This is a genomic window from Desulfovibrionales bacterium (assembly GCA_028715605.1).
In the GTDB taxonomy this organism is placed as follows: domain Bacteria; phylum Desulfobacterota; class QYQD01; order QYQD01; family QYQD01; genus QYQD01.
Window position 1 is genome coordinate 41,968 of the sequence record JAQURM010000004.1, and the last position, 13,297, is coordinate 55,264.

The following is a 13,297-nucleotide window of genomic DNA, read 5'->3' on the forward strand; positions in this document are numbered from 1 at the left end:
AATTTCGTTGGCCTGACCGGCAAGCTCAAGGGGAAACCCAGTACAGAATCGGTTAAGGACTTAACCGTCGCCTCGGTCGTAGATGTGCCTGGGCGTGCGGAAGTGGGGCAGACGGCCGCGAGGAGCCAGGATGCTACAGGTGTTATTCTTAATCTGGATAGACAGAACGACCAGAATTTTGAAAGATTTTGAGTAGCCATCAGCCATCAGCATGTTTGTTATCCGTTATCCGTTAACCGTTGTCCGATATTTTCTTTCGGTAAACGGTTAACAGTGAACGGTGGACCAGCTTCATGCTGATAGCTAAAAGCTGAGAGCTATTAAATCAAGGGAGGTTTAGAACTATGGACGAGATCAGGCAGTATCTTACCTTTGTCTTAAACGGAGAGGATTTTGCCCTGGAGACCTCGAGGGTAAAAGAGGTGCTGGAGTACACTACCATTACCCGGATACCGCGTATGCCGGATTTTCTCTGCGGCGTGATAAATTTAAGAGGCAACGTAGTCCCGGTTATGGATATGCGTTTAAAACTGGGGATGCTGACGGCAGAGCGAACCGTCGATACCTGCATTGTGATTGTGGAAGTGGAGCTTGATGGGGAGACAGTCACGATAGGATGCCTTGTGGATTCAGTCAAAGAAGTCCTGGAGATACCGGCCGGTGAGATCGAACCGGCGCCCAAGATGGGGATGCGCCTCAGGGCTGACTTTATCCAGGGCATGGCCAGGCAGAACGAAGGATTTATCATCATTCTGGATATCAACTGCATCCTTTCCATCGATGAAATAACGCTCATGTCCGCCGCCAGCGGACCGGCGATTGAGGCGGATGCGATGGGCAAAGCGACCTCTGAGAATGTTTATACGGAGCAGGCGATTTAGAAGGCAGACGTAGGGTGGGCTTTGCCCACCATCATTGGCAGCGTAGCGTAGTTTTGGTGGGCTGATCCCACCCTACATGACTGCCAAATTCCCCCCATCCCCCCCTTTGCTAAAGGGGGGGAAAATTTTAAAATCCCCCTTTGGGAAAGGGGGATACAGGGGGATTTTCGGATGGAAACGAGTTTAAAAAACTCGCGACTGGAAATCCGGCCGCTGATAGCTGACTGCTGATAGCCGAAAAAGACAAAAATTATGGCGGACATAACCCCCGGCTTACATGCGAATATTCCCATTTTTAATCCTCCTGACATGTCTGACCAGGAGTTTGCCCTGTTCAGCGATCTTGTGTACCGCCATGCCGGGATAACCCTTCCCCTTGCTAAAAGGAACATGCTTGTTTCACGATTGCTAAAACGCCTCAGAGCCCTTGAGCTGCATTCTTTTTTTGATTATTACAATTACATAACCAGTCCGGAGGGCCGGCAGGCCGAATTCCCACATACTATCGATATGATCAGCACCAACAAGACCGAGTTTTTCCGGGAGGCAGGCCATTTTAAGTTCTTAAAAGAGGTGGTCTTGCCGGAGTTGGCGACCCGGGTACGCTGCGTAGGCGAGGGGAAAATCACGGCTTGGAGCGCAGGTTGTTCCTCGGGAGAAGAACCTTATACCTTAGCTATGGTCATGATAGAGTATCTTAAGGCTTACGGGGGCGGTGAATTTTCTATCCTGGCTACGGATATATCACACCGCATGTTGGATAAGGGCCGGCGCGCAGTTTATGCCGGGCCGGAAATTCAAGGTATTCCCGAGGATTATCTGAGGAAGTATTTCCTGCGCGGGACAAAGGGACAGGAGGGTTATTATCGTGTGGCGCCGGAGTTGCGCAACCGGGTGGGGTTTCAGCATTATAATTTTATGGACGACTCCGTTCCTTTCCACGGGTCTATGGATTTTATTTTTTGCCGCAATGTCATGATATATTTCGACCAGGGGACCAGAACCAGGTTGATAAAGAAGTTTTATAAGCATCTCGTTGACGGAGGGTATCTGTTCATCGGCCATTCGGAGACCCTGCACGGGATGGAGACGGATTTTAAACTGGCCAGCCCGACGGTTTATAGGAAGATGTAAAAAAGTTCAAATGTCAAATGCCCAAGTTTATCCACATAGGCATTTTTGTCATTTGAACTTTGGGCTTCATTTGGCATTTGAGCTTTTTTTATCCGTCTAAGGCGGATGGATTTTGTCATTTGGAATTCGCGCAAAGCGCTTTTGATTGCGGTTATGCCGCGCTGTATTCACTGTGGTTAATTTTGACAATATACAGTTAGACACGGGGATAAAATGAGCGAGAAAATCAAGGTGCTGGTCGTCGATGACTCTGCTGTAGTGCGGCAGACGCTGAACGAGATATTAGACTCTGATCCGGATATCGAGGTAATCGCTACCGCGCAGGATCCTTATGTAGCGGCGGAGCGCCTGAAAAAGGCTGTGCCGGATGTTATTACCCTGGATGTAGAGATGCCGCGCATGGATGGTATCACCTTCCTGCGCAAGCTTATGGCTCAGCATCCCATACCCGTGGTTATCTGCTCGACACTGACTACACAGGGCGCCCAGACAACCCTTCAGGCCCTGGAATATGGCGCAGTGGAGATCATCGAGAAGCCCAAGATGGGGACAAAGCAGTTTCTGGAGGAGTCCAGGATACGCATCTGCGACGCTGTTAAGGCGGCGGCTCAGGTCACATTACGTCCCAGAAAAATCAGAAAAGTTGAAGAAAAGCTGACGGCGGATGTAATCATGGCCAAACCAAAGACTAAGGCCATGGCCGAAACCACGGAGAAGGTAGTCCTGATCGGGGCTTCCACCGGCGGTACAGAGGCGTTAAGAGCGTTCCTCGAGGCCCTGCCGCACGACACCCCGGGCATGGTGATTGTCCAGCACATGCCTGAGAAATTTACCTCAGCCTTTGCCGCGCGGCTGAACGGCCTTTGCCGGGTGGAGGTTAAAGAGGCTGAAAATGGCGATGGAGTAGTAACCGGACGGGCCTTGATTGCCCCAGGCAACAAGCATACCTTGCTTAAGCGGAGTGGCGCCCGGTATTATGTGGAGATTAAGGACGGGCCTTTAGTCTCCCGTCATCGCCCGTCTGTGGATGTGCTCTTTCGCTCCGGGGCCCGCTATGCCGGGACCAATGCTGTCGGTGTCATCATGACCGGCATGGGCGACGATGGCGCTCAGGGGCTGCTGGAAATGAAGGAGGCCGGGGCCTTTACCATTGCCCAGGACGAGGCCACCTGTGTGGTTTTTGGCATGCCCAAAGAGGCCATAAAGCGTGGCGCCGTAGATAAGATATTGCCGCTGCCCGCTATTCCGAGAGAGGTTATCAAGATATGTTCGGGATGAAGGGCTGAAAGCTGAAAGCTCAAGGCTCAAAGCTGAAGGCGGCTGCTATTTTTTGTTGTAACTTTCTATAAAATTTTGCTACTATGCAGGAAGTTTTAGAAATTAGAACGCAATCATAGAAGGGGGCGTGTTTATGGGTAAGAGCAAAAATCGGTTTATACTATGGTTTGACGAGATAGGCATCAAGGATATTCCGTTGGTCGGCGGGAAAAACGCTTCACTGGGAGAGATGTATCAAAAACTGATCAGGAAAGGCGTCAACGTCCCGGGTGGTTTTGCCATAACGGCTGAGGCTTACAAATATCTGCTCAAGACGTCCGGTGTCGATAAAAAGATACGGGAAATTTTGGAAGGGTTGGATACCCACAATATTAAAGACCTGATGCAGCGTGGAGAAAAGGTGCGCAATGTAGTGCGTAACGCCCCTTTCCCGGATGATCTCACAAAGACTATTGCTGATGCCTATAAACGGATGGAGAAGGAGTACGGGGTTGGTGTGGACGTTGCGGTCCGTTCTTCTGCTACTGCCGAAGACTTACCCGATGCCTCGTTTGCCGGCCAGCAGGAGACCTATCTGAATATCCGGGGGGAAGAACATCTTATGGATGCCTGTAAGAGATGTTTTGCCAGTCTGTTTACCAACCGGGCCATTTCCTACAGGCAGGACAAGGGATTTGGTCATTTTGATGTCTATTTATCCATAGCCGTCCAGAAGATGATACGAAGTGATTCATCCAGCTCCGGCGTTATGTTTTCTATTGATACAGAGTCCGGCTTCAAAGACGCGGTCTTTATTACCGGCGCTTGGGGTCTGGGTGAAAACGTGGTGCAGGGAGCGGTCAACCCCGATGAATTTTATGTCTTTAAGCCGACCCTCAAGAACGGCAAGATGCCCATAGTCGTCAAGAAACTGGGGACCAAAGAGATAAAGATGGTTTATACGAACAACTTGAGAAAACCAATTGTTAATAAGCCGACATCGCTTACTGAGAGAAATCAGTATGTGCTTTCGGATGAAGAACTGGCTACCCTGGCGCGTTGGGCCTGTGTGATTGAAGATCACTACAGTAAAGAGGCCGGTTATTTCAAGCCTATGGACATCGAGTGGGCCAAGGATGGAGACGGCAAAAAGGCAGGGACCGGGAAGCTCTATATCGTACAGGCCAGGCCGGAGACAGTGCATTCCCAGAAGGATGTCAATTTTATAGAGACATACGTCTTGAAAGAGACAGGAAAGCTCCTTGTCACCGGGCAGGCGGTCGGCTCCAGGATAGGTCAGGGCAAGGTAAATCTTATTAAGAGTTCTAAAAACATCCTGGATTTCAAGCCGGGGCAGGTGTTGGTGACGGATATGACCGACCCGGACTGGGAGCCGATCATGAAGATCGCTGCGGCCATCGTCACTAACCGCGGCGGGCGGACGTGCCATGCGGCTATCGTGTCCCGGGAATTGGGTATCCCTTGTGTTATTGGGACAGAAAAGGCGGATAAGGTCTTAAGGGCCGGCCAGACTGTTACTGTGTCATGCTGTGAAGGAGAAACCGGCCATATATATGAAGGCATGTTGAAGTATAAGGTAGAACGCACTGACCTGAAGAAATTGCCCCAAACCCGCACCAAGATAATGATGAATGTAGGTATCCCGGAAAGGGCCTTCATCCAGGGCCAGATTCCGAATGATGGCGTCGGCCTGGCACGGGAGGAGTTCATCATCAATTCTCATATCGGCATACACCCCCTGGCGCTCATCCATTACAAAGAGCTTAAGGGAAAGGCGCGGAAAGATAAGAAAATAGCAAAGGTAATAGAGCAGATCGATCTGCGCACTCCCCATTATAAAGACAAGGTGCAATTTTTTGTAGATACTCTGGCCCAGGGTATCGGGCGGATCGGCGCCGGTTTTTATCCCAATGATGTTATTGTGCGTCTTTCCGATTTCAAGACCAACGAATACGCTAATTTAATCGGTGGATTTCTTTATGAGCCGGTCGAGAGCAACCCCATGATCGGCTGGCGTGGGGCTTCGCGCTATTATGATCCGGCCTATGAATCTGCTTTTGCGCTGGAGTGCAAAGCGCTACTCAAGGTGAGGGATGAGATGGGCCTGACCAATGTCAAGGTCATGGTTCCATTCTGCCGGACTGTGGAAGAAGGGAAGAAAGTAATCGAGGTTATGAAGAAATACGGCCTGGTTCAGGGCAAAAAGGGGCTGGAAGTCTATGTGATGTGCGAGATACCCAGCAATGTTGTGCTGGCTGATGAGTTTTCCAAGGTATTCGACGGGTTCTCCATCGGTTCTAATGACCTGACCCAGTTGACCATGGGGTTAGACCGGGATTCAGAGCTTATCTCCCATATTTCCGATGAACGTAATGAGGCGGTGAAGCGCTTAATTGCCCAGGTTATTAAGGTGGCGAGGGCCAACAAGAGGAAGATAGGCATCTGTGGACAGGGGCCGAGCGATTTTCCCGAATTCGCTGAGTTTCTTGTGGAATGCGGGATTGACTCTATGAGCCTGAACCCGGACACGGCGGTCAAGACCAGACTGCTCGTGGCGGAGAGGGAGAAGAAGCTGGGGATCAAACCGTAATCTGCAATAGCTGAAAGCAAGAGAGCTGAAAGCTTTGAGCCTTAAGCTCTCTTGCTTTATTTTTCTGTCTCTTACGTTCCCATTTCCCATGAACTAAGGTATTTTTCCTGTTCTGCCGTCAGCTTATCTATGTGTATTCCCATAGACCGGAGTTTCATTAAGGCGATCCGGCGGTCGATCTCTTCCGGAACCGGGTAAACCTCTTTTCTCATCTGACCATGGTGTTTTGCTATGTATTCGGCGGACAGGGCCTGATTGGCAAAACTCATGTCCATGACGCTCGATGGATGCCCTTCGGCCGCAGCCAGGTTAATGAGCCGTCCTTCTCCTAATACGTAAACCCGTTTGCCGTTGGCCAGTGTATATTCTTCTACATATTCCCGGATCATGCGCCTTTTTTCGGTTACCTCCGCCAGGCCGTCAAGGTCCAGCTCGACGTTAAAGTGGCCGGAGTTGGAGACGATGGCCCCATCTTTCATTTTAAGAAAGTGTTCCTTGCGTATGACATGGATATTACCGGTAAGTGTGCAATAAATATCCCCGATCCGGGTGGCTTCTTCCATGGGCATGACGGCATAGCCATCCATGACCGCTTCCAGCGACTTCAGAGGATCAACCTCGGTAATAATAACCCGCGCTCCCATGCCCCGGGCCCGGCTAGCTAATCCCCGGCCGCACCAACCATAACCGCAGACCACAAAGACGCTTCCGGCCAGGAGACGATTGGTGGCCCTGATGATGCCGTCGATGGTGCTCTGACCGGTTCCGTAGCGATTATCAAAGAAGTGTTTGGTCTTGGCGTCATTTACGGCGATTATAGGATAACCAAGGACCTTATCCATGGCCATACTGCGTAGCCGGATGACTCCGGTGGTTGTCTCTTCTGTGCCGGCCAGGATAGAGGGGATAAGGTCTTTTTTCTCTGAATGGAGCGTCGATACCAGGTCGGCGCCGTCATCCATAGTTATCATAGGTTTTATTTTCAGCACAGAGCGGATGTGGCTGTAGTAGGTATCATGGTCTTCACCTTTAATGGCAAAGACAGGGATGCCGCTATTCTTAACCAAAGAGGCGGCTACATCGTCCTGTGTGCTGAGGGGATTAGAAGCGCAGATGGCCACATCCGCGCCCCCGGCCTTTAGTGTCTCCATCAGGGCCGCTGTTTCCGTGGTCACATGGAGACAGGCGGCAATGCGCATACCTTTGAGCGGCTTTTCCTTTTCAAAGCGATCCCGGATAATATTGAGCACGGGCATACTCTGGCCGGCCCATTCTATCCGGAGTTTTCCTTTATCAGCGAGTTTTTCGTCTTTAATGTGGTGTTTCATGCTGACTCCTTACTAAAAAGTTCAAAGTTCAAATAAATGCCAAAGCCCAAAGCTTAAAACGTCTAGCGTAGAAGTCAATAGTCATCTGTCAATGGTAAGAGGTGTGTATCTTTCTCCCAAACTTGACCAATGACTAATGACCATTGACCAGTGACGTTTTGAGCTTTGGTTTTTTAAATTTGAACTTAACTCATCACTCAGTACTCATTACTCGTCACTTTTATGATTATAGCCCGGCTTTGTCTTTCAATAATTCCACCTTATCCAGCTTTTCCCACGTGAACTCCGGCTCCGGCCGGCCGAAGTGTCCGTAAGCCGCTGTTTTCTTGAATATGGGGCGCCTTAAATCCAAATAGCTAATAACGTCGGCCGGCTTGAAGCTGAAATTCTCTGTAATGATCTTAACAATCCGGTCGTTAGGGATGGCCTCTGTGCTATAGGTATTTAGGTTGATGGAAAGCGGCCTGGCCAGACCGATACTATAAGCCACCTGAACCTCACATTCCCGCGCCAGACCGGCGGCCACTACATTCTTGGCCACATATCTGGCCATATAGGAGGGACTGCGATCCACCTTAGAGGGGTCTTTTCCGGAAAAGGCCCCGCCGCCGTGGTGTCCACGGCCCCCATAGGTATCGACAATGATTTTTCGCCCGGTGACGCCACAATCGGCCAGCGGCCCGCCCACGACAAAACGGCCGGTCGTATTGATCAGGTATTCGGTATCGTCGGTCATGAGGTGCGCCGGGATGACCTTCCTGATAACTTCCTCAACAATGGCCTCTTTAATCTCTTTATAGGATACCTCCGGGGTATGTTGGGCGGCAATAACCACGGTTGGTATGGATACCGGCTCTCCATTGACATAACGGACCGTAACCTGGGTCTTGCCGTCCGGTCTCAAAAAGGTAAGTATTCCCTTCTTTCGCACCTCAGCCAGGCGCATAGCCAGCTTGTGGGCATACCAGATAGGCATGGGCATGAAATCCGGGGTTTCGTCAGAGGCATAGCCGAACATGAGGCCCTGATCGCCGGCTCCCATTTCATGGTAGAGGCCGGTGCCGTTTACGCCCTGTGCAATATCCGGAGACTGTTTATCGATGCTGGAAAGAACAGCACAGGTCTGCCAGTCAAAACCCATGGATGAATCTGTATAGCCGATTTCTTTTATGGCGCCGCGTACAATTTGCGGCATATCTACATAGCAATCCGTAGTGATCTCGCCGGCTAACAGGACCATGCCGGTAGTCACCAATGTCTCACAGGCCACCCGGCCCATTTTATCCTTTTCCAGTATAGCGTCAAGGATAGCATCAGAGATCTGGTCAGCTACTTTATCCGGATGTCCCTCGGTAACCGATTCTGAGGTAAAAAGGCAATTTTTCATGAACATAGTGCGTCCTCCTCTTGCAAACTTGCGGTATATAAACAGATGACTCTATCCTTGTCAAGCTATTAAGGCTCATAATATTGATGATCTCGCAAAAGGTCCAAAATATCACGCAAAGCCGCCAAGGATGTAAAAAGAATAAGATTTGGAACTCAGGAACTCATGAAAAAATACCGTTCTATTCCTGATTTCTTGATTTCCAGATTTTCATTTTTCTTTGAGGTCGTTACGCCTTGCGTGAGAAAACGACTTTTTACAAGACCATCAATATTAGTATCAAGAAATTATTTAGCTCTACTTAACGCGGGGTTCGTCTTAGGAAGTGATGTCGCCGGGGGTTTAGCTTGGACTAACCATACCACCCGAAAGGATAAGCTTAAAGGCATCTTCGATAGAGATATCCACATTAATAATATCTTCTTCCGGTACTATAAGATAGAATCCAGAGGTGGGGTTAGGGGTTGTGGGTACAAAAACACCGACCATGTGAGGACGGGTGCTTGCGGACAGTTTATCGCCGGCCTTTCCGGTGATAAAACCAAGACTATAAATACCCCGGCGGGGATATTCAATCAATACTACCTTTTTAAACTGGGTATCGCCCTTGACAAATATGGCCTCCGAGACCTGCCTGAGGGCGCCGTAGAGCACCCTGACCAAGGGGATTTTATTTACGACCATTTCCCAGTAGCCCAGGGCCTTTTTGCCGATATAGTTGCGGACCAGAAGCCCGGCAATCAGGGCTACAATTACGGTGTATATGATGCCCAGGCCCGGGATATGGAAAGGTAGATAGGTCTCAGGATTGAGTTTCTTCGGGAGGATGTCCCCGATTGAATCAATAAAATTTATCATCCCTGTTGCGACGTATATCGTCACGAAGATGGGGATGAGAATTAAAAGCCCGGTCAAAAATAGATTTTTTATCTTGCTTATGAATCGCTTCATAGGGGTCAAACGATGCGGTTGTCTTTATCTACGTGTACAAGGCGCGGTCTGTAGCCTGCCAATTCATCTTCGCTGTAAAGGGCGTAAGTGGCTACTATGAGCAGATCGCCGACCACTCCCTTGCGGGCCGCTGCGCCATTAAGACAGATAACGCCGGAATCAGGCAGGCCCTCAATAGCGTAAGTCTCAAAACGTTCGCCGTTGTTTATATTATAGACCCGGACCATTTCGAAAGGTAAGATGCCTGCGGCCTTCATAAGAGAGGCGTCTATGGTCAGGCTGCCTTCGTAATTCAGATCGGCCTCCGTTACCCTTACGCGGTGCAGTTTCGATTTCAGCATAAGCCTCTGCATTTTGTTTATTCTCCTGGCGATAAAAGACAATTGTCGATAAGACGTGTTTTTCCTACCCGGGCGGCTATGGCCAGCAAGGTCTTATCGTTGATTATATCTCGTTCATCTAATGTCTCCGGATGACAAAAACTGATATATTCTATTTCTATCTTAGCGCTATTATATGAAGTTATCAGTTCTTTTATAGCCTTCTTTATCCGCTCAGGGCCTTTTTCTCCTTTACGGACCAGATCCTTAGCCACGGAAATGGCCTGTTGAAGGCTGAGCGCCGCCTTTCTCTCTGCCGGGGATAAGCAGGTGTTGCGCGAACTCATGGCCAGGCCGTCTTTTTCACGGACGATGGGCCGGCCTGTAACCTTGACTGCCATGTTTAAATCACCGGCCATACGGCGGATGGTCAGCCATTGCTGGTAATCTTTCAGCCCGAATATGGCTTCATGAGGTTGTACGATATTAAAAAGTTTAGTTACTACCGTGGTTACCCCGCGAAAGTGTCCCGGTCGGCGACGGCCACAGAGCGGTTGGGTTAGTTGTTCCACCTCCACGTACGTCTGAAATCCCCGTGGGTACATGTCTTGTGCGGACGGACAGAAGAGGACATCCGCTCCGGCCTTTTCAGCCATTACTCGGTCGCGTTTAAGGTCACGCGGATAGCGTTCAAGGTCCTCTGAAGGGCCGAATTGCATGGGGTTTACAAAGATGCTCACCACCAGGAGGTCACATCTTTTACGGGCATAGGTCATGAGGCTTATATGTCCCGCATGGAAGAACCCCATGGTAGGGACAAGGGCAATCCGTTTGCCTTCAGTCCTTTTTTGCATGGCCAGGGATTGCATCCTGGCCACGGATTTTATTATCTTCATAGTTCACAGTATTAAATCGCTGTCTTGATGCGGGCGCAATTTAACAACTGCCCTTTCTTTTTGTCAAGTTTTGTTAGTTAGCAACTATTTACCGCGGAGCACACAGAGGACACAGAGCCAAGCCATTTAACACCTGAGGACAGGCGGGTCGCCATAAGCCGGCCGCCAGTCCTCCTGATAGCTGATGGCTGAAAGCTAACATCTGATAGCCGCTTTTCTCAGCAGATTGCTTATCCGCACAAAATCATTAACCCCCAGGGTTTCAGCCCTTCTCTGTCCATCAATGTTCAGGGTTCCCAGGACGCTTCTAATCAGTTCAGGAGAAAAGTCAACTCCAGAGAGGGCATTTTGCAGGGTCTTGCGCCGTTTCTGGAAGGCGCTTTTGACTATTTTTTTAAAGAGGGATTCATCCTCAGCGATTACCTCCGGGGGGCGTAGGTGAAACCCCAGGACCGTAGAATCCACTTCCGGTCTTGGATAGAATTGAGCGGCAGGCACTTTCAAGACCTTTTCGATGGCGGCGCAATAATTGAAGAACACGGCAAGGATGCCATATGTTTTACCGCCGGGCGGGGCGACGATCCTTTCGGCCACTTCCTTTTGGAGCATGACAAAGGCATTTTTAAACAAAGACCGACATTCCCATATCTTAAAAAGTATAGGGCTGGAAATATAGTAAGGCAGGTTCCCTATTATCTTTAGTTTTTGTCCATGTTCTCTTCCCAATGCCTGAAAGTCAACTTTCAGTATGTCCTGGTGTACTATTTCCAGCGTGGAAGGGAGGGTATATTCTTCCTTCACGATAGCAATCAGGCGCGGGTCAACTTCGAAGCTGATGAGTTTTTTGACCCTGGCGGCCAGAGGAACGGTGAGAATGCCCAGGCCCATGCCCACTTCAATGACTATGTCCTCTGCCCCAAATCCCGCCTTTTTAATTATGGCCCTAGCAATATCCGGGTTTATAAGGAAATTTTGCCCCCGGCTCTTTGAGGGCCGTATTTCGTACTTTTTTAGTAATCCTTGCGGGCTGGTCATTGGGCGCTTAGTTCAAAGTTTAAATAGTGTCCGGGTTATATGTTTATATGGACCGTCTGGCCCGGCGCTTTGTCCTGAGGCGCTTAAAGATGTAAAGTGTAAGGAAATAGGTAATAACCGCTGGTATAATGCCGAGGATCACTCCACCAATGAGCATAGTGAGCGCTAACTCCCAGCCGGCGCGGGCTATATCGATAATAGAATAGGTATGTGGCAGTTTCATTTCAAAAGAGGTGACCCATTTCCCGAGGTAATAGGCCAGGTAATAGTAGATGGGTATGGTGACGGGATTACTGATTACAATGGCCCCGATAAGCCCAGCTATGCGGCTGCTGCTCAATAGAGAGGTTATCAGGAGGATCATCACCGTGTGGAATGGTATGGTTGGGGTAAGGCCGATAAAGACACCAATGGCCATGCCGGAGGCAATCGACCGGGGATTGCCCTTGAGGTTCTTTATGCGGAAATAATAGTATCTTAATGTCCTTTTTAAAGTCATAGTCTATTTTTGGAATAGGCATCGAGGTCCAGGCCGGAAACCTCTCCTTTACGGAAACGATGGTATCCGGCCACCGCAATCATAGCGGCATTATCCGTGCAAAGGGACGGATCCGGGATAAAGACCTTAATCCCGGCCTGTTTTGCGGCCGCGCCGAGGGCTTCCCTTAAACGGCGATTAGAAGCTACCCCGCCTGCCGCGACAATATTTTTGACCTTATATTGCAGGGCAGCCTTCATGGTCTTGTTAACCAGGACATCAACTACGGCCTCCTGAAAGGCGGCTGCCATATCTTCGTAGGGCATTGGTAGCCGGTTTTCCCGGCAACGGCGTATATAATTGGCTACTGCGGTCTTAAGACCGCTGAAGCTGAAGTCGAAGGAATCCTTGCTGATAACGGCCCGGGGGAGATTGATTTTTTTAGGGTTCCCTTGTTCGGCCAGCCGGCTGATTACCTCTCCTCCTGGATAACCAAGCCCAAGCATTTTTGCCACCTTATCGAAGGCCTCGCCGGCGGCGTCATCCCGCGTCTGGCCCAGAAGGCGATAACCTGTAAAGTCAGAGACGTAGTACAGAGCGGTATGCCCGCCTGAGGCCATAAGGGCTACATAGGGGAAAGAAGGGGGATCTTCTTCCAGATAAATAGATAAAAGGTGTCCTTCAATGTGGCTCACGCCAATGAGGGGGAGTTCCCGCCCATAAGAAAGGGCCTTGGCAAAGGAGAGGCCGATCAGTAGTGACCCTACCAGCCCCGGCCCCTGGGTGGCGGCTATGGCATCAATGCCATTTAAAGATATCCCGGCTTGTTCTAAGGCCTCTTCCACGACAGGATAGATGGCTTCGATGTGTTTGCGGGAGGCCAGTTCCGGTACGACGCCGCCGTAACGGCGATGCACGTCCATCTGGGAGGCTACCACACTGGATAATATGATCTTTCCGTCCCGGACGACAGCCGCGGCCGTCTCATCACAGGAGCTTTCGATACCCAGGATGAGCAC

At 50.0% G+C, this 13,297-nt stretch carries 12 protein-coding genes; 4 read left to right on the forward strand and 8 right to left on the reverse strand.

Annotated elements, in window-relative coordinates; translation table 11 throughout:
* Nucleotides 1-344: 344 nt before the first annotated feature.
* The 4 genes from PHT49_05975 to ppsA all read left to right on the forward strand — a co-directional run bounded on the left by PHT49_05975 (nucleotide 345) and on the right by ppsA (nucleotide 5,883).
* Nucleotides 345-881, forward strand: coding sequence for a chemotaxis protein CheW (locus PHT49_05975; GenBank protein MDD5451426.1), 537 nt, complete (start codon nucleotides 345-347; stop codon nucleotides 879-881).
* Between the two features lie 252 nt (nucleotides 882-1,133).
* Entirely contained in the window at nucleotides 1,134-2,015 is an 882-nt protein-coding gene (locus tag PHT49_05980) for a protein-glutamate O-methyltransferase (GenBank protein ID MDD5451427.1), read from the forward strand.
* A gap of 213 nt (nucleotides 2,016-2,228) precedes the next feature.
* Nucleotides 2,229-3,293 (forward strand): chemotaxis response regulator protein-glutamate methylesterase, encoded by a 1,065-nt coding sequence (locus PHT49_05985; GenBank protein ID MDD5451428.1) that lies wholly within the window; start codon nucleotides 2,229-2,231, stop codon nucleotides 3,291-3,293.
* Between the two features lie 133 nt (nucleotides 3,294-3,426).
* On the forward strand, nucleotides 3,427-5,883 hold the full coding sequence (ppsA, locus tag PHT49_05990) for a phosphoenolpyruvate synthase (GenBank protein MDD5451429.1): 2,457 nt from the start codon (nucleotides 3,427-3,429) through the stop codon (nucleotides 5,881-5,883).
* A gap of 71 nt (nucleotides 5,884-5,954) precedes the next feature.
* Here ppsA and ahcY read toward each other — a convergent pair whose 3' ends face one another.
* From ahcY to tsaD, 8 genes are all read right to left on the reverse strand, one after another.
* Nucleotides 5,955-7,211 carry an adenosylhomocysteinase gene (ahcY, locus tag PHT49_05995; GenBank protein MDD5451430.1) on the reverse strand — a complete coding sequence of 419 codons (1,257 nt, stop codon included), beginning with the start codon at nucleotides 7,209-7,211 and terminating at the stop codon, nucleotides 5,955-5,957.
* A gap of 226 nt (nucleotides 7,212-7,437) precedes the next feature.
* Entirely contained in the window at nucleotides 7,438-8,604 is a 1,167-nt protein-coding gene (metK, locus tag PHT49_06000; GenBank protein MDD5451431.1) for a methionine adenosyltransferase, read from the reverse strand.
* A 336-nt stretch (nucleotides 8,605-8,940) separates the two neighbouring features.
* Nucleotides 8,941-9,549, reverse strand: a complete 609-nt coding sequence (locus PHT49_06005; GenBank protein MDD5451432.1) for a DUF502 domain-containing protein — start codon at nucleotides 9,547-9,549, stop codon at nucleotides 8,941-8,943.
* A 5-nt stretch (nucleotides 9,550-9,554) separates the two neighbouring features.
* Nucleotides 9,555-9,902 carry an aspartate 1-decarboxylase gene (locus tag PHT49_06010; GenBank protein ID MDD5451433.1) on the reverse strand — a complete coding sequence of 116 codons (348 nt, stop codon included), beginning with the start codon at nucleotides 9,900-9,902 and terminating at the stop codon, nucleotides 9,555-9,557.
* A gap of 5 nt (nucleotides 9,903-9,907) precedes the next feature.
* Nucleotides 9,908-10,765 (reverse strand): pantoate--beta-alanine ligase, encoded by an 858-nt coding sequence (gene panC / locus PHT49_06015; protein ID MDD5451434.1) that lies wholly within the window; start codon nucleotides 10,763-10,765, stop codon nucleotides 9,908-9,910.
* A gap of 195 nt (nucleotides 10,766-10,960) precedes the next feature.
* Entirely contained in the window at nucleotides 10,961-11,800 is an 840-nt protein-coding gene (gene rsmA, locus PHT49_06020) for a 16S rRNA (adenine(1518)-N(6)/adenine(1519)-N(6))-dimethyltransferase RsmA (GenBank protein ID MDD5451435.1), read from the reverse strand.
* Between the two features lie 43 nt (nucleotides 11,801-11,843).
* Nucleotides 11,844-12,299, reverse strand: coding sequence for a DUF2062 domain-containing protein (locus PHT49_06025; protein ID MDD5451436.1), 456 nt, complete (start codon nucleotides 12,297-12,299; stop codon nucleotides 11,844-11,846).
* The gene (gene tsaD / locus PHT49_06030; GenBank protein ID MDD5451437.1) at nucleotides 12,296-13,297 is read right to left on the reverse strand and encodes a tRNA (adenosine(37)-N6)-threonylcarbamoyltransferase complex transferase subunit TsaD; all 1,002 of its coding nucleotides are present in this window, start codon (nucleotides 13,295-13,297) and stop codon (nucleotides 12,296-12,298) included. Before tsaD ends, PHT49_06025 begins: the two co-directional genes overlap by 4 nt.

What these genes read in the sequence shown, in the direction of transcription:
- PHT49_05985 (MDD5451428.1), top strand. Translation starts at nt 2,229, where the DNA reads ATGAGCGAGAAAATCAAGGTGCTGGTCGTCGATGACTCTGCTGTAGTG.
- ppsA (MDD5451429.1), top strand. Translation starts at nt 3,427, where the DNA reads ATGGGTAAGAGCAAAAATCGGTTTATACTATGGTTTGACGAGATAGGC.
- PHT49_05980 (MDD5451427.1), top strand. Translation starts at nt 1,134, where the DNA reads ATGGCGGACATAACCCCCGGCTTACATGCGAATATTCCCATTTTTAAT.
- metK (MDD5451431.1), bottom strand. Translation starts at nt 8,604, where the DNA reads ATGTTCATGAAAAATTGCCTTTTTACCTCAGAATCGGTTACCGAGGGA.
- PHT49_06005 (MDD5451432.1), bottom strand. Translation starts at nt 9,549, where the DNA reads ATGAAGCGATTCATAAGCAAGATAAAAAATCTATTTTTGACCGGGCTT.
- PHT49_06010 (MDD5451433.1), bottom strand. Translation starts at nt 9,902, where the DNA reads ATGCAGAGGCTTATGCTGAAATCGAAACTGCACCGCGTAAGGGTAACG.
- ahcY (MDD5451430.1), bottom strand. Translation starts at nt 7,211, where the DNA reads ATGAAACACCACATTAAAGACGAAAAACTCGCTGATAAAGGAAAACTC.
- rsmA (MDD5451435.1), bottom strand. Translation starts at nt 11,800, where the DNA reads ATGACCAGCCCGCAAGGATTACTAAAAAAGTACGAAATACGGCCCTCA.
- PHT49_06025 (MDD5451436.1), bottom strand. Translation starts at nt 12,299, where the DNA reads ATGACTTTAAAAAGGACATTAAGATACTATTATTTCCGCATAAAGAAC.
- panC (MDD5451434.1), bottom strand. Translation starts at nt 10,765, where the DNA reads ATGAAGATAATAAAATCCGTGGCCAGGATGCAATCCCTGGCCATGCAA.
- PHT49_05975 (MDD5451426.1), top strand. Translation starts at nt 345, where the DNA reads ATGGACGAGATCAGGCAGTATCTTACCTTTGTCTTAAACGGAGAGGAT.